At 60.1% G+C, this 18,493-nt stretch carries 20 protein-coding genes; 15 read left to right on the top strand and 5 right to left on the bottom strand.

The genetic code is table 11. The features are described from left to right. Position 1: 1 nt before the first annotated feature. Both fabD and IFT66_RS02490 read right to left on the bottom strand, forming a co-directional pair. Positions 2 to 961: an ACP S-malonyltransferase gene (fabD, locus tag IFT66_RS02495; RefSeq protein WP_192076703.1), complete on the bottom strand. Its 960-nt coding sequence runs from the start codon at positions 959 to 961 to the stop codon at positions 2 to 4. A gap of 108 nt (positions 962 to 1,069) precedes the next feature. Beyond that, complete coding sequence (locus IFT66_RS02490) at positions 1,070 to 2,371, bottom strand: Nramp family divalent metal transporter (RefSeq protein ID WP_192076702.1); 1,302 nt, start codon at positions 2,369 to 2,371, stop codon at positions 1,070 to 1,072. 212 nt (positions 2,372 to 2,583) lie between these two features. Here IFT66_RS02490 and IFT66_RS02485 point away from each other — a divergent pair, with 212 nt between their 5' ends. Both IFT66_RS02485 and IFT66_RS02480 read left to right on the top strand, forming a co-directional pair. After that, positions 2,584 to 3,627 (top strand): aldo/keto reductase, encoded by a 1,044-nt coding sequence (locus IFT66_RS02485; protein WP_192076701.1) that lies wholly within the window; start codon positions 2,584 to 2,586, stop codon positions 3,625 to 3,627. Between the two features lie 85 nt (positions 3,628 to 3,712). Then, the gene (locus IFT66_RS02480) at positions 3,713 to 3,967 is read left to right on the top strand and encodes a hypothetical protein (protein WP_062453342.1); all 255 of its coding nucleotides are present in this window, start codon (positions 3,713 to 3,715) and stop codon (positions 3,965 to 3,967) included. Between the two features lie 77 nt (positions 3,968 to 4,044). On the opposite strand, the gene IFT66_RS02475 is transcribed toward IFT66_RS02480, so the two are convergent. Beyond that, complete coding sequence (locus IFT66_RS02475) at positions 4,045 to 5,547, bottom strand: Dyp-type peroxidase (protein ID WP_192076700.1); 1,503 nt, start codon at positions 5,545 to 5,547, stop codon at positions 4,045 to 4,047. A 361-nt stretch (positions 5,548 to 5,908) separates the two neighbouring features. Between IFT66_RS02475 and rpsF the strand changes: the two genes are divergently transcribed. The 5 genes from rpsF (at position 5,909) to IFT66_RS02450 (ending at position 10,158) form a co-directional block, all read left to right on the top strand. Next, positions 5,909 to 6,376 (top strand): 30S ribosomal protein S6, encoded by a 468-nt coding sequence (gene rpsF, locus IFT66_RS02470; RefSeq protein WP_062453344.1) that lies wholly within the window; start codon positions 5,909 to 5,911, stop codon positions 6,374 to 6,376. Positions 6,377 to 6,399: 23 nt separating this feature from the next. Then, complete coding sequence (gene rpsR, locus IFT66_RS02465) at positions 6,400 to 6,648, top strand: 30S ribosomal protein S18 (RefSeq protein WP_062453345.1); 249 nt, start codon at positions 6,400 to 6,402, stop codon at positions 6,646 to 6,648. Positions 6,649 to 6,810: 162 nt separating this feature from the next. Then, complete coding sequence (locus IFT66_RS02460) at positions 6,811 to 7,788, top strand: DUF2232 domain-containing protein (RefSeq protein WP_192076699.1); 978 nt, start codon at positions 6,811 to 6,813, stop codon at positions 7,786 to 7,788. Between the two features lie 20 nt (positions 7,789 to 7,808). Beyond that, positions 7,809 to 8,387 (top strand): 50S ribosomal protein L9, encoded by a 579-nt coding sequence (gene rplI / locus IFT66_RS02455; protein ID WP_062579849.1) that lies wholly within the window; start codon positions 7,809 to 7,811, stop codon positions 8,385 to 8,387. A 268-nt stretch (positions 8,388 to 8,655) separates the two neighbouring features. Beyond that, positions 8,656 to 10,158 carry a replicative DNA helicase gene (locus IFT66_RS02450; protein ID WP_062579847.1) on the top strand — a complete coding sequence of 501 codons (1,503 nt, stop codon included), beginning with the start codon at positions 8,656 to 8,658 and terminating at the stop codon, positions 10,156 to 10,158. A 93-nt stretch (positions 10,159 to 10,251) separates the two neighbouring features. On the opposite strand, the gene IFT66_RS02445 is transcribed toward IFT66_RS02450, so the two are convergent. After that, entirely contained in the window at positions 10,252 to 10,626 is a 375-nt protein-coding gene (locus IFT66_RS02445; protein WP_062579845.1) for a tudor domain-containing protein, read from the bottom strand. A gap of 256 nt (positions 10,627 to 10,882) precedes the next feature. Here IFT66_RS02445 and alr point away from each other — a divergent pair, with 256 nt between their 5' ends. The 8 genes from alr (at position 10,883) to IFT66_RS02405 (ending at position 17,913) form a co-directional block, all read left to right on the top strand. Then, the gene (gene alr, locus IFT66_RS02440; RefSeq protein ID WP_192076698.1) at positions 10,883 to 12,049 is read left to right on the top strand and encodes an alanine racemase; all 1,167 of its coding nucleotides are present in this window, start codon (positions 10,883 to 10,885) and stop codon (positions 12,047 to 12,049) included. 77 nt (positions 12,050 to 12,126) lie between these two features. Continuing rightward, on the top strand, positions 12,127 to 12,384 hold the full coding sequence (locus IFT66_RS02435) for a ribbon-helix-helix domain-containing protein (protein WP_192076697.1): 258 nt from the start codon (positions 12,127 to 12,129) through the stop codon (positions 12,382 to 12,384). Beyond that, entirely contained in the window at positions 12,366 to 12,677 is a 312-nt protein-coding gene (locus IFT66_RS02430; protein WP_342344754.1) for a type II toxin-antitoxin system RelE/ParE family toxin, read from the top strand. The genes IFT66_RS02435 and IFT66_RS02430 overlap by 19 nt, the downstream gene beginning before the upstream one ends. Before the next feature lie 4 nt (positions 12,678 to 12,681). Then, the gene (gene radA, locus IFT66_RS02425) at positions 12,682 to 14,085 is read left to right on the top strand and encodes a DNA repair protein RadA (RefSeq protein WP_062453352.1); all 1,404 of its coding nucleotides are present in this window, start codon (positions 12,682 to 12,684) and stop codon (positions 14,083 to 14,085) included. A 154-nt stretch (positions 14,086 to 14,239) separates the two neighbouring features. Beyond that, complete coding sequence (locus IFT66_RS02420; RefSeq protein WP_062579839.1) at positions 14,240 to 14,827, top strand: CvpA family protein; 588 nt, start codon at positions 14,240 to 14,242, stop codon at positions 14,825 to 14,827. Positions 14,828 to 14,962: 135 nt separating this feature from the next. Further along, the gene (purF, locus tag IFT66_RS02415) at positions 14,963 to 16,465 is read left to right on the top strand and encodes an amidophosphoribosyltransferase (RefSeq protein WP_192076696.1); all 1,503 of its coding nucleotides are present in this window, start codon (positions 14,963 to 14,965) and stop codon (positions 16,463 to 16,465) included. A gap of 84 nt (positions 16,466 to 16,549) precedes the next feature. Next, the gene (locus IFT66_RS02410; RefSeq protein ID WP_192076695.1) at positions 16,550 to 17,290 is read left to right on the top strand and encodes an SDR family NAD(P)-dependent oxidoreductase; all 741 of its coding nucleotides are present in this window, start codon (positions 16,550 to 16,552) and stop codon (positions 17,288 to 17,290) included. Positions 17,291 to 17,331: 41 nt separating this feature from the next. Beyond that, on the top strand, positions 17,332 to 17,913 hold the full coding sequence (locus tag IFT66_RS02405) for a DedA family protein (protein ID WP_192076694.1): 582 nt from the start codon (positions 17,332 to 17,334) through the stop codon (positions 17,911 to 17,913). Positions 17,914 to 17,934: 21 nt separating this feature from the next. Here the strand turns inward: IFT66_RS02405 and IFT66_RS02400 are convergent, their stop codons facing one another. Continuing rightward, positions 17,935 to 18,162 carry a hypothetical protein gene (locus tag IFT66_RS02400; RefSeq protein ID WP_062453357.1) on the bottom strand — a complete coding sequence of 76 codons (228 nt, stop codon included), beginning with the start codon at positions 18,160 to 18,162 and terminating at the stop codon, positions 17,935 to 17,937. Positions 18,163 to 18,493: the final 331 nt, after the last annotated feature.

Genomic DNA, 18,493 nt, shown 5'->3' with positions numbered 1-18,493 from the left:
TTCAGCCGAGGATGGCAGCCAGCGCCGCGTCAATATCGGCCGGGGTGTTGAGGGCTATGCCAGAGATATTCTTGTCGATGCGGCGGGCAAGACCCGTGAGCACCTTGCCGGAACCAATTTCGTAGAGCGTCGTCACGCCACTGGCGCCGAACCACTCGACGGTTTCGCGCCAGCGCACCTGTCCGGTCACCTGCGCCACCAGCAGTGTTGCGATTTCATTCGCATCGGTGACCGGCGCTGCGCGCACATTGGCGATGACAGGCACGACCGGATCAATTTTCTGCACCGCGTCCAGCGCGTGGCGCATGGCGTCAGCCGCCGGCGCCATCAGGTCGCTATGGAAGGGCGCAGAGACCGGCAGCATGATCGCGCGCTTGGCACCCTTTTCGGTTGCCAGAGCCGCTGCCTTTTCGACAGCAAGCTTGGAGCCGGAAATCACCAGCTGGCCGCCGCCATTGTCGTTGGCGATCTGACACACGCCTTCCGACTTCGCCTCCACGCAGATCGCTTCGACATCGGCGTGGTCGAGGCCGATGATCGCAGCCATCGCGCCCTGACCGACCGGAACGGCGGACTGCATCGCGTCACCGCGAATGCGCAGGAGCCTTGCCGTATCGGACAGAGAGAACGTGCCGGCTGCACAGAGAGCCGAATATTCGCCGAGCGAATGGCCGGCGACGAAACCGACCTTGTCGGCGAGAACGAGTCCGCGAGCTTCGAGAACGCGCATCGTCGCGATGGAAACGGCCATGAGGGCCGGCTGCGCGTTGGCGGTCAGCGTCAACGTTTCTTCCGGCCCGTTCCACATTGTTTCGGACAGTTTCTGGCCGAGCGCCTCGTCGACTTCATCGAACACGGCACGGGCTTCGGGAAAGGCCTCGGCCAGTTCCTTGCCCATGCCGACGGCCTGGCTTCCCTGACCCGGGAATGTGAATGCGATACTGCTCGCCGGACTACTCATAAGGTCGTTTCCTTTCCCTATTTTTGCCCTTTCCATTCACATTCCCGCCTTGCAAGTCAAGGGTTTCGGGCATTTACCCCGATTTTGGCCGGTGCTTACCCCCTGTTATCAGCCCGAAATCAGGCTGATGATCTCGTTGACGCAAAGGACGACGAACAGGAGTGCTGCTGAGCCGAGCAGACCGTTGGACAGCCAGCCATTGCGCCATTCCTTCGGGACGCGGGCTGAGTTCAGCAGCCAGATCAACGTGACCGCCAGGAAAGGCATGAAGAAGGCTCCGAGCGCGCCATAGATGATGACGAGCGTGAACGGGCGGCCGAACCACAACAGCGTCATCGGCGGGATCGTCAGCCAGAACAGGTAGAACTTGAAGGCCGGCGTCTTTTCCAGTCCCTGCCGCGAGCCACTGGTTTCGCCACGCACGGTGCGGACAAAATCCGCAAACAGCAGCGACACGCCATGCCAGACGCCGAGGATAGAGGAGATCGTGGTGGCAAAGAAACCCACCAGGAAGGCCTTTGCGACAAACGGACCAAACCGTTCCTGGAGCACCGCATCGAGATCGAGCAGCCCGCGGTCGCCGGTCGAGAGCGCGATCTGCGCGGTGTAGAGAAGCTCGGCACCGACGATCAGCATGGCGATCACGAAAATGCCGGTCATGATGTAGGCAACACGGTTGTCGAGACGCATGACGCCCATCCAGGACGGTGTGCGCCATCCCTTGGCGTTCACCCAGTAGCCGTAGGACGCCATAGTGATGGTTCCGCCGACGCCACCGATCAGGCCGAGCGTATAGATGGCCGAGCCCTCGGGGATGGTCGGGATCAGACCGGTCAGCGCATTGCCGACATCAGGCACAACAAGAATCGCGATACCGACGACGATGGTGAACATGATGGCGATGAAGACCTTCATCACGGTCTCGAAGACTTCGTAGTTGTTGAAGGCAACGAAGGCCGCGCAGACGAGGCCTGAGATCATGGCCCAGGCCCAGAGCGGCAGGAACGGGAAGAGAGCCGCCAGCGGCAGTGCCGTCGCGCTCATGGCGGTAGCGCCGTACACGAAGCCCCAGATCATGATGTAGATGCCAAAGTACCAGCTCGTCCATTTGCCGAGCGACCGCCAGCCGTCGAGCATGGTCGAACCGGTAGCGAGGTGATAGCGGGCCGATCCCTCGGCAAGCGCAATCTTGACGATACAGCCAATGACCGCTGCCCAGAGTAGCGCATAGCCGAAACGCGAGCCGGCAATCAGCGTGGCGATCAGATCGCCTGCGCCGACGCCGGTAACGGCAACCACGATACCGGGACCGATCAGTTTCCATCGACCCGTCTTCGGCGGTTCGCCGGCGTCAGGAAACCCCTTGTCGTCGTATTGTGTCGTCTTATGCTGCGTCGCGTTATCGACCATTCAACATGCCCTCCAAAAATTTGTTCTGCGCCAGACGCAAATCCGGCCGCAAAATTGCCGTATCGGGAACAAGTTGGAAAAAATTCTCTCCCGTCCAGCAAACTCTTGATAAATTTTACGCTACCGACGCGCGAAACCGGCACCGATCTGCTCTTGCACTGCGTCAAATCCGATCTAAAGTCCGGCCACTTTTTCAGACGGGATCGATCTTTATGAAATACAATAAACTGGGCCGCACCGACCTCTCCGTTTCGGAGATTTGCCTGGGCACGATGACCTGGGGAACGCAGAATTCCGAGGCCGAAGCCCATGAACAGATGGACTATGCCTTCGACAACGGCATCAACTTCTTTGATACGGCCGAACTCTACCCGACGACGCCTCCGGGTGCCGAAACCTACGGTGACACGGAAACGATCATCGGCACCTGGCTGCAAAAGAGCGGCAAGAGACAGGACCTGATCCTCGCCTCCAAGATCGCCGGCAGCGGTCGCTCCTACATTCGCGACGGCCGCCCGATTACACGCGAGACGATCCGTGAAGCACTCGACGCAAGCCTCTTGCGCCTCAAGACGGATTACCTCGACCTCTACCAGATCCACTGGCCGAACCGCGGCACGTTCCACTTCCGCAATTCCTGGAAGTTCGATGCGTCGAAACAGGATCGCGAACAGGCACGCACGAGTTTTCTGGAAAAACTCGAAACGCTCGGCGAACTGGTGAAGGAGGGCAAGATCCGCGCGATCGGGCTTTCGAACGAAAGCACCTGGGGCACGATGCGCTATCTCGATGTGGCGGAGGAGAAGGGCCTGCCCCGCGTCGCGACGCTGCAGAACGAATACAATCTTCTCTACCGCCAGTTCGATCTGGATCTTGCAGAAATGTCCCATCACGAGGATGTCGGCCTGCTCGCCTATTCACCGCTCGCAGCCGGGCTGCTTTCCGGCAAATATCAGGGCGGTGCACGACCTGAAGGCTCGCGCGGCTCGATCAACCAGGATCTCGGCGGTCGCCTTCAGCCGCGGCAGGAGCCGGCGGTCAAGGCCTATCTCGACATCGCCAAGAAACACGGCCTCGACCCGTCTCAGATGGCGCTCGCCTTCTGCCTGACGCGCCCCTTTATGGCCTCCGTCATCATCGGTGCAACGACGATGGACCAATTGAAAACGGACATTGCAGCTGCTGACGTGACGCTGTCGGATGAGGTTCTGAGAGAGATCGCCGCGGTCTATCGCGACTATCCGATGCCGATCTGAGGTCGCTAACGATTGCGGATGACCGGCTGAAACACGCTGTCGTCATCCGCAAACTTGCGCTATTTCTTCCGGCGGAGGACAAGCCATGATCGACATTCCAAGGCCCGGAAGCCCGTTCCACGAGGCCTATCTGGTCGCAGCCGCGCAATGCGGTCAGCTGCCGATTACCGAGATATCCGACACGAACGAGAACTGCATCGTCAGCTCGATCGCCTGGATCGCCATGCGCGACCAGGTCAGGGCGGACCGGACCTTCGTGGCGGAGGCTGGATTTCCGCTCGCCGTTCTGCTCGCCGTGATTGCAGTGGTGCGATACTGGAAAAGCCGGGCGGCGCGGTAGGTCAGCATAAAGGTGGCCGGAACGATAAGTCCCGGCCGCCGGATATATCTCTGTCGCCGCTCAATCGCTCGGCTATTTTACGACAACTCAGCCGGCGGGTTTGCGATCAAGGATGGTGCCGACTGAAGGAAGCTGATCGATGGAGCGAAGAAGTACTCGCCGCCCATCAAGGTCACCGTCTGCACGAAATCCATCACGCCGACCTTTTGTGGCTGACTATGGCCATCGATCCATTCCTTTTCGGACGGATCGCCACTGTTTGCGACCTGGCTGATGATGAAATCGACACCTTTCTTCGCCGGAACCGCCGGCTGGAATGGAAACGACGTATTGTTCGCCCAGGCACTCTGGGTGAACTCGAACTGCTGATTGACGTCGGCCATGTAAGCCATGAAAATAAGACCGACTCCCTTGTCTGGCTCATCTGAAAAATCGGGTGCCCGATCGCCATAGGTTATGCCTCGGCGCGCCATGATATGCGAGCGCTCGAATTCGTCGCCCGGCGTGCGCGGATTGGTCTTCCTGACATGCGCTCGAACGGGACATTTCAGCCCGACCGGGTCGAGTGTGTAGTCGAAGTCATTGGTTGGCGCGCCCGCCACTGGACCGCTCTGCAGTGCCGGTGTTCCGTCCTCGAAGCGACCGACAACCATCGCACCCGCGCGGTCCTCATCGGGGTTCTGTGGATCCACCGACTGCGCAAGCAGACGTTCCCTCTGCTTGGACAGCTTCACGTTCTGCTCGAGCTTGCGGTAGACGAAATAGCTGCCGCATGAGAATGTCGTGGGATTGCCCGGATCCGATACGACAAACTGGGAGGCCTTGAACTCCTCGTCCCATTTGCCACGAGGTTTGGGCATTCCATTGTTGTCGAGGAAGTCTTCGGTCAGAAACAATGGCTGGCTGATGCCATCGACATAGCCGAAATGCTCGATGCCTTCGCCTCGAACATCGCCGCCCGCCTGCTTGCGCCTCTGCGCCAGGCCGATGTCCGAACCCAGAACCGTTGCGCCGTGCTTTGCGAAAACCTTCTGCAACGCGCTGTAGGAATTGCCCACAAGTGAGGCCTGTTCGTCTGCAATCAGAACCATGGCGTCGGGGTCGTCCTTGGCGCTGTCCCAAGCCTCACCCTTTTCCCAGTGCTCCTTTTCCGGATCATTGATTGGAGGACCGGCAAACGGAAGCGGCATCGGATTGAGCCGTCCGCGGTTCCGCATCCCGGCCCTGAATGAGGCATCGGCGGGAATGTTGGCATCCGGCAAGCCAAGGGCTGCATACCCTTTTGCGCTGAGGAAGACGCTGACGACTGTTCCGCCGCCGAGTTTCGTTGCCTTGAATGCTTCTGCCTCGCGCAGTTGCGTCAGCGCGGATGTCGTCACGAACGAAAGATCCCGCAGCAGGCCCGCGACCGCATCAGACTTCATGCCAGCGAAACTGAGAAAGACATTCTTGGTATGATCTCTGCCGTGCCCCTTCAGGATGTTGGCCTGCAGGTCCGACAAAAGCGAAAGAAGATCCGCATCCGACGTCCAATTTTTCCAGGTGATGGTAGTATTCAAAATAGTATCGAGCTTAGCCATGCCTCCTGCTCCTCTTGGCAAAGGGTCGAATTGACCCGAACCCAAATTACAACCCAAGGTGACATGAAGTCCATTTAACTATTTTTGCGAGCGTCGAACCCCTCCCCCTTGCCTTATCGTCAAAAATCCGTATAAGCCGCCTTGTTCGAAACACCCGGTCTTCTGGCTGGTGGCTGAACGGAGGGTAGGTCGCGTGAGCGGCCGTAGGAACGAAAAGCGTTCCGGCCTCCCGTGTCTCCGCTCTCGACCGTCTCGATACAACAGCTTTTCTTGCCTGGGCTCGTCCCATTCCAAGAGCAGTCGTTGAGGCTTAGCCGCCGAACCCGGGTGACAAAACAACCGCAAGAAAGGCAAAGCTTACATGGCTCTTTATGAACACGTATTCCTTGCTCGACAGGATATGTCCGCACAGCAGGTTGATGCCCTCGTAGAACAGTACAAGGGTGTCCTCGAAGCAAATGGCGGCAAAGTCGGGCGCGTAGAAAACTGGGGCCTCAAGTCCCTCACATACCGCATCAAGAAGAACCGCAAGGCGCATTACGCCCTTATGGACATCGACGCACCGGCAGCTGCCGTGCACGAGATGGAACGCCAGATGCGCATCAACGAAGACGTTCTTCGCTACATGACGCTTGCCGTCGAGAAGCACGAAGAAGGTGCGTCTGCAATGATGCAGAAGCGCGATCGTGACGACCGTCCGCGCCGTGATGGTGACGACCGTGGTCCTCGCCGCGACTTCGGCGATCGTGGCCCGCGCCGCGATTTCGGCGATCGTCCCCCGCGTGAAGGTGGTTTCGAGCGCGCACCGCGCCCGCCACGTGACGCTTAATCGGTTCGAAGGAGAAAACACCAATGGCTGACTCATCCTCCTCCGCGGCACGCCGTCCGTTCCACCGCCGTCGCAAGACCTGCCCGTTCTCGGGCGCGAATGCACCGCGGATCGACTACAAGGACGTTCGTCTTCTGCAGCGCTACATTTCCGAGCGCGGCAAGATCGTACCTTCGCGTATCACGGCCGTTTCCCAGAAGAAGCAGCGCGAACTGGCCCAGGCCATCAAGCGCGCCCGCTTCCTCGGCCTGCTGCCTTACGTTCTGTCGTAATCTGATATCGGACCTGCCGGCTCTAATGCCGGCGGGTCCAGCTCCCCTTCCGCGTTGGGCGCGGATCGGCAAAACCAAAACCCATGTTGGGGATCAAGGCCATTGCGACATCCGTCCCGGCCTATCCCCTAACTGCTTGATGTGGCAGGACAGCGAGACAAAGTGACGAACAAGTTCCAGACAGTGCTGCCGACCGGTATCCTTGCCGGTGTTATCGCCACCGTGCTTGTCATGGGTGCGAGCGCACAGTCGTCGTTTGCCTCCATTCTCTATGCCGCCTCCGCTCTTCCCATCCTGATTGCCGGCCTTGGCTGGGGCAATCGCGCCGCCATCGTCGGTGTCGTCACCGCAGGCGTACTTGGTGCACTTCTCGTGTCGCCGATGTTTGCGCTTGCCATGGCAGTGTTCACGCTGATCCCCGCCGGCTGGTTGTCGCATCTTGCCAATCTTGCCCGTCCCGCCTCCGAACTCGGCGGCCCGGACAATCTGATGGCCTGGTACCCGATTTCCGACATTCTGCTGCATCTCTGCGGCCTCGTCACGATCGCCGTGATCGCGCTCGGCTTTGCGATCGGCTACGGTCCTGAACTGATCGATCAGATGGTCGATGCGATGACGACAGCGCTTCAGGCGCAGGAGCCCACCCTCGCCCCCGATGTCGCGAGCCTTTCCCAGACCAAGTCGCTGCTGGTGCTGATGCTGCCGATGTTTCAGGGCGGCATCTGGGTGACGCTGCTGTTTGCGGCCTTCTATATCGCGGTACGCGTCGTGTCCCGCTCCGGCCGTGCGGTTCGCCCGCGTGAGGACATGCCGTCGGCGCTGCGCATGAACCGCAATGCCATCTTCATCTTTCTCGCTGGCACCGTGATGACTTTCTTCGGCGGCGCTCCGGCGATGATCGGCGCGGTCGTCTGCGGCACATTCGGCGCCGGCTTTCTCATGGCGGGCTATGCCTCGCTTCACTTTCGGACACGCGACAAGGACTGGCGCCTGCCGGTTCTCGTCCTCTGCTACCTGTCGTCGATGCTTATCCTGCCGGCGATCGCCATTGTCGTGCTGGGTCTTTCCGACACACGGCGCACCATTGCCCTGACGCCTGCAAAATCCGCAGACGGCAGTGACGAACCACCTACGAATTGAAACTTGAAAGGAACCACAACATGCAAGTCATTCTGCTTGAACGCGTGGCCAAGCTTGGCCAGATGGGCGAAACGGTAAAGGTCAAGGACGGCTTTGCCCGTAACTTCCTTCTGCCGCAGGGCAAGGCGCTGCGCGCCAACGAAGCCAACAAGAAGCGCTTCGAATCCGAGCGTGCAACGCTCGAAGCCCGTAACCTGGAGCGCAAGGGCGAAGCCCAGACCGTTGCCGACGCGCTCGACGGCAAGACCTTCGTGATCGTCCGCTCGGCTGGCGAAACCGGCCAGCTCTACGGTTCGGTTGCTGCCCGCGACATCCTTGAGGCACTGGCTGCCGAAGGCTTCAACGTCGGCCGCAACCAGGTCGATCTCAACACCCCGATCAAGGCAATCGGCCTCCACAAGGTCGTTCTGCACCTGCATTCGGAAGTTGAAACCGAAATCGCTGTCAACGTTGCCCGTTCCGCTGAAGAAGCCGAGCGCCAGGCCAAGGGCGAAAGCCTCACCTCGGCTGACGCCATCTACGGCGTCGACGAAGACGCGCTTCGTCCGGAAGACTTCTTCGATCCGGACGCAGACGGCAACGCCGAAGACGACGAATAGGCCGTCATCGTCTAACCAGTTCGAGAAACGCCCGGGTCATCAGCCTGGGCGTTTTTTTTGTCTCCTTGGGGCTATACTGATGCGACCAGTGACTGAGTCGCAGCGAAACACAGTCAACCGGATTCATCGTTTCACTGCGTTCTTTCTGGCACCGGCAAAATGGCGCTGTGGATAGCTGTGGAAAAGCCGCTGGGGCAAAAGGCCGGTTTCAGCACGGCGCATTTACCAGTAGAACCGGCAGCTTCGACGGACAGGACGGACAGAGATCATGAACGAAGTCGCGCGCAACATCGCATCGCTGAGCAACAAGGATGCAGCGCCGCACTACCGTGAGGCTCCCAACAACATCGAAGCCGAGCAGGCGCTGCTGGGTGCGATCCTCGTCAACAACGACGCCTATTACCGCGTCTCCGACTTCCTAAAGCCGACCCATCTCTACGAGCCGCTGCACCGCAAGATCTTCGAAGTGGCGGGCGACATCATCCGCATGGGCAAGACCGCCAACCCGGTCACCATCAAGAATTTCGTGCCCGCGGACGAGAAGGTCGGCGACATGACGGTGGCGCAGTATCTCGCCCGTCTCGCTGCCGAAGCCGTGTCAATCATCAATGCCGAGGACTACGGCCGGGCGATCTACGATCTGGCGCTGCGCCGGGCGCTAATCACCATCGGCGAGGACGTCGTCAACATCGCCTATGACGCGCCGCTCGACATGCCGCCGCAGAGCCAGATCGAAGATACCGAGCGTCGCCTGTTCGAGCTTGCCGAAAACGGCCGCTACGACGGTGGCTTCCAGTCGTTCAACGACGCGGTGGCGCTGGCGATCGACATGGCCGGCCAGGCCTTCGAGCGCGACGGCCATCTGTCGGGCATTTCCACCGGCATCATGTCGCTGGACGGCAAGATGGGCGGGTTGCAGCGGTCCGACTTGATCGTGCTTGCCGGTCGTCCCGGCATGGGCAAGACCTCTCTTGCCACCAACATCGCCTACAATATCGCCGCATCGTACGAGCCGGAGGTCCAGCCGGACGGATCGATGAAAGCCAAGAATGGCGGCGTCGTCGGTTTCTATTCGCTCGAAATGTCGTCCGAGCAGCTGGCGACCCGTATCATCTCCGAACAGACCGAAGTGTCCTCGTCAAAAATTCGCCGCGGCGATATCACCGAGGCCGATTTCGAAAAGCTCGTCGCCTGCTCACAGATGATGCAGAAAGTGCCGCTGTTCATCGACCAGACCGGTGGTATCTCGATTGCGCAGCTGTCTGCCCGCGCCCGCCGCCTCAAGCGCCAACGTGGCCTCGACTGCCTCGTGGTCGACTATATCCAGCTGATGACGGGTTCAGGTAAATCCGGCGAGAACCGCGTTCAGGAAATCACCCAGATCACCACGGGCCTGAAGGCGCTCGGCAAGGAGCTCAACGTTCCCATCATCGCGCTGTCGCAGCTTTCGCGCCAGGTGGAAAGCCGCGAGGACAAGCGCCCGCAGCTTTCCGACCTTCGCGAATCGGGCTCGATCGAGCAGGACGCCGACGTGGTTCTTTTCGTGTTCCGCGAGGAATATTACGTCAAGAACTCAGAGCCGCGCGATATGGCCGATCCGAAATACCCGGAATGGGAACAGCTGATGGACAAGGTGAAGGGGACGGCCGACGTCATCATCGCCAAGCAGCGCCACGGACCAACCGGCACCGTCAAGCTCGCCTTCCAGGCGGAATTCACGCGGTTTGCAGATCTGGCCGAACCAAGCTTCACGCAATACGAAGAGCATTGATGAGCTCATTGCGGCACAAGTCTCTGTGATAAGATGGTCAATGCCCGCCGCCGCAAAGCGGCCGGCATTGACCAGTTTAGGGTCGCTGATCGACTACTGGGTCCGGCAGCGTCCGGTCCGGGTGCTTTCCTTGTCGCCGTCATCATAGGCGATCCCGATTTTCTCGCCTGCCAGCGCGGTGATCTTGCCCGGGTACCAGTCGCCGGCGCCCTTGTAGTTGCATTCGACCTTCATGCCGATCATCCAGTCGTACGGCCGCACCGCGCTTGAAGCCACCGTTTCCCGGTCACCGTCATCGTAGCGGATGGTAACGCTGCCGCCGCCGATCTTTTCGATGACACCCGGAAACCAGTAACCAGCGCCCTTATAGTTGCCTAGAACCCAGTCGCCCTTCGTCTGCGCCAAGGCTGCAGACGCGCCGGAAGCAAGAAAGCTTGCTGCCAATATGATTGAAAGTACATTTTTCACATTAGTCTCCCGAAATATATTTCCACCCTCCCCCTGCCCAATGACGCGGGGAAATTCAATTAATTGAACAGTAAATCTGATACACAATACAATCTGAACACTGAATTAATACGTTGTGGATGTGTCTTTTTTTATCGGATTGCTTGGAATGTTTGAAAAAAAGCGTGCAGCGCGCAAAATCTCGCCCGTACGTCTTTTTCCGGCCGTGGAAACGGGTAAGGATTGGCGTCGATCCGATCCATTCTGCTGAGCGCTCATGACAGATTTCGACGACGACGCCCTGCCTTTCGACGAATTCGATATCGCCCCTGCCCGGCTGACCATCGATCTCGTAGCGCTTGCCGACAACTGGCGGGAGATGGCTGATCTCTCCGGCAATGCCTCGACTGCGGCCGTGGTCAAGGCGGATGCCTATGGGCTGGGTCTCGAGGATTGCGGTACGGCGCTTTACGAGGCCGGCGCGCGCGATTTTTTCGTGGCCGTGGTTCAGGAAGGTGTGACGCTTCGAACCTATGCGCCCGATGCCCGGATCTATGTGCTGTCAGGCGTCTGGCCCGGCCAGGAAGCGACGTTCTACGAACATGGACTGGTTCCGGTTCTCGTCTCCGAAGAACAGCTCAGCTTCTGGATGGCGGTGACCGCAGAACACGGCGATCATCCTTGCGCGCTGCATATCGATACCGGCTTCAACCGGCTCGGCATTCCGCTCGAGGACGCGCTCGCTTTTGCCGACGACGTGTCGCGGCCTGCGAGTTTCTCGCCCGTCCTCGTGCTGTCGCATCTGCACAGCGCCGATACGCCCTCCTCGTCCTTCAACCGCCAGCAGCTTGAATCATTCCAGAAGGTTGCGGCGGCTTATGAAGGCATTCCTGCAAGTCTTGCGGCGTCTTCCGGTATCATGCTCGGCTCCGAATACCATTTCGACCTCACGCGCCCAGGAATTGCCGTCTATGGCGGCGAGGCTGTCGGTGGCGTCAGCAATCCGATGCGGCCGGTCGCCAAGGCCGAGGCGCGCATCATCCAGATCCGCAGCGCCAAGACCGGCGAAACCGTCAGCTATGGCGGCACACACCGCCTGACCCGCAACAGCCGGCTGGCGATCGTCGCGGCGGGCTATGCGGATGGCTACAAGCGGTCGCTGTCCGGCTCCGGCGTTCCGATCCGCGACAGCATTCACGAAGGCGGTTTGGGCTTCATCGCCGGCCACCGCGTGCCGGTCGTCGGCCGCGTCACCATGGACCTGACGATCTTCGACATTACCGATGTGCCGGAACGCGATATCCGCACTGGCGACTATATCGAGCTGTTCGGTCCCAACATGCCGCTCGACGACGTCGCGCGCGCGGCCGGCACGATCGGCTACGAACTCCTCACCAGCCTTGGCCTGCGATACGAGCGGCGGTATCTTTACGCCGACGAGTGAGAGCGGAAGCGCATGCGGAGATCCCCCTCTTTCGCGGGCGATATCTTCGTGCTAAATGAGAACAAAAGGAGATCGAAATGACCGAGATCCATCTCAATGACGAGGCTCTGGCGTTTATCGAAGAGCAGGTGAAGACGGGCGCTTATGAAAGCGCTGAGGATGTCGTCGCGGCGGGACTAAGCCGTCTTGGAAGCGAAGACGAGCTCTTGAGGACGATGATCGCCGAGGCGGATGCCCAGCTGGAGAGAGGCGAGTTCGTGCGTTTCGACAATGCCGACACACACGCGGATTCGATCATCGAACGGGGGACGCGGATATTGAACCGAAAGAGCTGATTTACTTCCCGCTGGCCGATCATGATCTCCTCGACATATTCCTGTACATCGCCATCGACGATCCGGTCGCGGCCGGCCACTTCGTCCGAGATCTTACTCGAAAAGCTGCGTGGATTGCCTTCACCGGTTTTCCAGGTTCGCCGCGCGATAATCTCTCACCCGGTCTCAAAGCACTCCCATACCGCAAGCGCTGGATCTACTTCCGCCGAACGGAAACGGCTGTCCGCATCGTCCGGGTCCTGCACGGCCACCAAAACCTTCATCCCGACCTCTTCAAGACTGACGAAACCTGATCTCATGGCAAAACCTAAAACTCAATTCGTGTGCCAGAACTGCGGCACGGTGCATAGCCGCTGGGCGGGCAAGTGCGAAGGCTGCGGCGAGTGGAATACGATCGTCGAGGAAGATCCGATGGGCGGCATCGGCTCCGGGCCTGGCAAGGTGCCGAAAAAGGGCCGCGCCGTGACGCTGACGGCTCTTTCCGGTGAAACCGAGGAAGCACCGCGCATCCATACCGGCATTTCCGAACTCGACCGTGCCACCGGCGGCGGCTTTGTGCGCGGGTCGGCGGTGCTGATCGGCGGCGATCCGGGCATCGGCAAGTCGACGCTTCTGATGCAGGCGGCAGCCGCCCTTTCGCGTCGCGGTCATCGCATCATCTATGTATCCGGCGAAGAAGCCGTCGCTCAGGTTCGCCTTCGGGCCCAGCGGCTGGGTGCTGCCGATACGGAAGTGCTTCTGGCGGCCGAAACCAATGTCGAGGACATTCTCGCCACGGTGTCGGAAGGCAAGCGGCCGGATCTCGTGATCATCGATTCGATCCAGACGCTGTGGAGCGATACGGCCGATTCGGCGCCAGGAACCGTCACCCAGGTGCGCACCGGCGTGCAGGCGATGATCCGCTTTGCCAAGCAGACGGGTGCCGCCATGGTTCTGGTCGGCCACGTCACCAAGGAAGGCCAGATTGCCGGTCCGCGGGTGGTCGAGCACATGGTCGATGCCGTGCTTTATTTCGAGGGTGACCGGGGCCATCATTACCGCATCCTGCGCACGGTGAAAAACCGCTTTGGCCCGACCGACGAGATCGGCGTGTTCGAAATGTCCGACAAGGGTCTGCGCGAGGTCACCAACCCGTCGGAACTGTTTCTCGGCGAACGCAATGCCAAATCTCCGGGGGCCGCGGTCTTTGCCGGTATGGAAGGCACACGGCCGGTTCTGGTCGAGGTTCAGGCGCTGGTGGCTGCCACCTCGCTCGGCACGCCGCGCCGCGCGGTGGTCGGCTGGGATTCTTCGCGTCTCGCGATGATCCTTGCGGTTCTCGAAGCCCATTGCGGCGTGCGGCTCGGACAGCACGACGTCTATTTGAACGTTGCCGGCGGCTACCGCATTTCGGAGCCGGCCGCCGATATGGCGATTGCCTCCGCGCTCGTTTCTTCACTTGCCGGCATCGCTCTTCCGGCCGACCATGTGTTCTTCGGAGAGATCAGTCTTTCCGGCGCGGTGCGTCCCGTCTCGCAGACGGCGCAGCGCCTGAAGGAAGCGGAAAAGCTCGGCTTTTCCGGTGCCATGCTGCCCGCCACATCCGCCGAGCTGCCGAAGGGTTCCAGCGCCCGCTGGACGATGATCGAGGACCTGCCGGATTTGGTGTCGCGCATCGCCGGTTCGGTCAAAAAACTGGGGAAGCAGGAGGAAGATGATTGATCTTCCGTTAACGCCACGGCTGATGTAAGACACGCGCTCGACGCTCTGGATCAGGCTGGAAACTCCGCCCTCATCTAGGCACGAAAACGGCTGGCCCACATTGGCTTCACCAAGACGGCAGGCATGCAACGGCAGGTTCTGGAGTAGAGTTTACATGCCCATCACCATCTTTGACGGTATTGTCATCGGCGTCACCCTGTTTTCGGCCGTGCTTGCTATGGTTCGCGGTTTCTCCCGCGAAGTCCTGTCGATCGCAAGCTGGGCCGGCGCCATTGCCGCCGCCTACTATCTCTACCCGCTGCTTGTCCCTTACGCGGAAAAGTACACATCCGATCACCGCATCGCCATTGCCGGTTCGGCGGGCGTCATCTTCCTCGTGGCGCTGATCATCATCTCCTTCATCACATCCAGAATTGCCGACTTCATCATCGACAGCCGCATCGGTGCGCTCGACCGCACGCTCGGCTTCCTGTTCGGAGCTGCCCGCGGCATCCTGCTTCTCGTCGTGGCCGTTGCCTTCTGGAACTGGCTGGTCGCTGAAAGTGCCCAGCCGACCTGGGTCACCAACGCCAAGTCGAAGCCGTTCCTCGATACGCTGGTCGGACGCCTCGAAGCCGTGCTGCCAGCCGATATCGAGCCGCAGATCCGGGCCCGTATCCTCGGCAAGGAAGAAGCACCTGTGGATGGCGCTGTTGGTACCGACCAGACGCCGGCCGAAGATGCACCGGTTACAAATAATTGACGCTGTGTTGCGCTTGATGCAGCGCACACCATCACCATTTGTGGTAACATTCGAAATCTGATGATAGACGGGCTGGTCTCCGGGGGAAATCTCCCCCGGCCAGCCTTTCCATTTTTCCTGAAAGGGTACGGCCAGATGCAGCAGCCGGGATCGCAAACATTCGATGTCAACCGCTCCAACGTATGGGACGAAGACACCCTTCATGAAGAATGCGGCGTCTTTGGCGTCCTCGGCCACCCGGATGCGGCAACGCTGACGGCGCTCGGCCTGCATGCCCTGCAGCATCGCGGTCAGGAAGCCGCCGGTATCGTCTCGTTCGACGGTTTGCGCTTCCATTCGGAGCGCCGGATGGGCCTGGTCGGCGATCACTATACCGACCCGGTCACGCTCGCGAAGCTTCCCGGCAATATCTCGATCGGCCACAACCGCTATTCAACAACCGGCGAAGTCGCTCTTCGCAACGTCCAGCCGCTGTTTGCGGAACTGGAAGTCGGCGGTATCGCGATTGCCCACAACGGCAATTTCACCAACGGTCTCACGCTGCGCCGGCAATTGATCGCCGGCGGCGCCATCTGTCAGTCGACATCCGACACGGAAGTCGTCCTTCACCTCATCGCGCGCTCGCGCTACTCCTCCACCGCAGACCGCTTCATCGATGCCATCAGGCAGATGGAAGGCGGTTATTCGATGCTTGCCATCACCCGCACCAAGCTGATCGCGGCGCGTGATCCGACCGGCATTCGTCCCCTCGTGATGGGCGAACTCGACGGCAAGCCTGTGTTTGCCTCTGAAACCTGCGCGCTCGACATCATCGGTGCAAAATTCATCCGCGACGTCGAAAACGGCGAAGTGATCATCTGCGAGATCCAGTCAGACGGCTCGATCTCGATCGATGCCCGCAAGGCCGGCAATGGCCAGCCGGAACGGCTCTGCCTGTTCGAATACGTCTATTTCGCTCGTCCCGATTCCGTTGTCGGCGGTCGCTCGGTCTATGTGGCGCGCAAGAACATGGGCATCAACCTCGCCAAGGAAGCGCCTGTCGAAGCTGATGTCGTCGTGCCGGTTCCCGATGGCGGCACGCCGGCAGCTCTTGGGTACGCCCAGGAGAGCGGCATTCCGTTCGAATACGGCATCATCCGCAACCATTATGTCGGTCGCACCTTCATCGAGCCCACTCAGCAGATCCGCGCTTTCGGTGTGAAGCTGAAGCATTCGGCCAACCGGGCGATGATCGAGGGCAAGCGCGTCGTGCTGGTCGACGATTCGGTCGTGCGCGGCACCACGTCTCTGAAGATCGTCCAGATGATCCGCGATGCCGGCGCCAAGGAAGTTCACCTGCGCGTCGCAAGCCCGATGATCTACTATCCCGATTTCTACGGCATCGACACGCCGGACCGTGAAAAGCTGCTGGCCAACCAGTACGACAGCCTCGAAGCGATGTGCAAATATATCGGCGCGGACTCGCTCGAATTCCTGTCGATCAACGGGCTTTACCGCGCTGTCGGCGGCGAAGACCGCAACGGTGCACGGCCGCAGTTCACCGACCATTATTTCACCGGCGACTACCCGACGCGTCTACTCGACAAGGACGGTGAAGCGGTCGGCCGCAAGGTGTCGCTTCTGGCCAGCAACGGCTGAATGGTTTTCAATCGATCATGAACGTTTTAGAAGGCTGCGGGAACGCGGCCTTCTTTTTTGGTCGCGACTGGCAGGGATGGAACAATGACGATCGACTTGAAGGGTAGGATTGCGCTGGTGACCGGCGCCTCGCGCGGCATCGGTTACTTCACGGCACTGGAGCTGGCAAAGGCCGGCGCGCATGTGATTGCCACCGCTCGCACCGTCGGCGGGCTGGAAGAGCTGGACGACGCGATCAAGGCCGTCGGTGGTTCGGCAACGCTCGTGCCGTTTGATCTGACCGACATGGAGGCGATCGACCGCCTCGGTGCCTCGATCTTCGAACGGTGGGGCAAGCTCGACATCCTTGTCGCCAATGCCGGCATCCTTGGTACAATTTCGCCGCTCGGGCATATCGAGGCGAAAGTGTTCGAAAAGGTGATGCTGACCAATGTCACCTCGATGTGGCGGCTGATCCGATCGGTGGAGCCGCTGCTTGTGCGCTCCGATGCCGGTCGTGCCCTGCTCTTCTCGTCGGGCGCTGCTGCCAAGGCGCCGGCCTTCTGGGGTGCCTACGCGATCTCGAAATCGGCTGTGGAAACCATGGGCCGCATCTGGGCTGCGGAAAACACCCACACGACGCTCAAGGTCAACATGGTCAACCCGGGCGCCACGAGGACCGCGATGCGGGCGCAGGCCGTGCCTGGCGAAGATCCGGAGACACTGCCGCATCCTTCAGAGGTGGCGCAGAAGATCCTCTTCCTCGCCTCGCCAGAGCTTACCGACAGCGGCCGCATGTTCGTGGTGCGCGAAAACCGGTTCGTCGATTTCAGATTGCCGGAATAACCGAATAGACCGACAGCCCGGATGTTTGGGGGAATCTAGTCATGAGCCTGGAACAGTTGATCGGTGAGTATGGACCGGTGGCCGTCTTTCTGGGAGCGGCTGTCGAGGGCGAGACGGCAGCGTTTCTCGGCGGCGTGATTTCCCACCGCGGCCTCATGCCCTACTGGCAGGCCGCGGCGGGTGCGTTCTTGGGATCGCTGATCGCTGACCAGGCGCTGTTTTTTGCGGGCCGCCACGCCAACCGCTTGGCAATCGTCCAGCGGATGATGCGGGTAAAGGCTGCAGAACGCGTCCGCACCCTGCTTGCTGCGCATCCGACGGGCTTCATCCTCTCGTTCCGTTTCATCTACGGCATCCGCACCGTCAGTCCCTTGATGATCGGACTTTCCGGCATCTCGCCTCTTCGCTTTTTCTTTCTCAATCTCATCGCCGCATTCGTCTGGGGCGTCGGGATAACGGCGATCGGGTACCTGTTCGGCAACGCGGTCGAAGCGCTGTTTGGACGTTTGAGACTGCATGTCCACATGCTCGCAGCCCTCGGCGTAATCCTTGTTGCGGTTGCCGTCACCGCATTCCTGGCGCGCAAGACGTTGTCACGCGTGTGGGCGGGAACCCGAAATTAGGGCGCACGCCGTTCGGACATCTCAGTTGCTCGTGAGAGCCGAATGGGTGCTCAGCACCTTTTCGAGAAGAACATCGTCGTCGCGCACGCCGAGCTGGTAGAAGCGGATTGCCATGGCCGCCAGCCTTGCGGCGGACGGATCGTGCCTGGAGCGACCGGTCATCCAGCGCGCGACGTTGTATATTCGCGCCAGCCGTTCCAGCTCACCCGGATCAAGCGGCTTTCCCACGAAGGTCGTTCTTACGTCCATGACCCTGCCTCCCACTCTTCATCAGTGATTTCTAATATTAGGCAGAATGGACAAAACGCAAAACACAGGTTTTGGTTAAGATTAACCGGTAACTAAACGCGGGCGGTGAAAACCTCTTTTCAACAGCTTTTTCGATGGGATTTCGGACCGGGAACGCACCAGCAAATCTCTTGACCAAACAGTGGCCTCGCGCCATAAACGACGGATGAACACGGCGATTTCCATCTGCGGGATCATTATTCGCTCAGCGTAAAGCGCTGGCCTGGCCGTTTTCGTCTCTCGAAAAGCTTTGAAGACAAACGCTCTGGTCCGCTCGCCATAGATGCATGCG

It is taken from the genome of Rhizobium sp. CFBP 13726 (assembly GCF_014841925.1).
GTDB classification, from domain to species: domain Bacteria; phylum Pseudomonadota; class Alphaproteobacteria; order Rhizobiales; family Rhizobiaceae; genus Neorhizobium; species Neorhizobium soli.
This window is presented reverse-complemented; position numbering and strand designations above follow the sequence as displayed.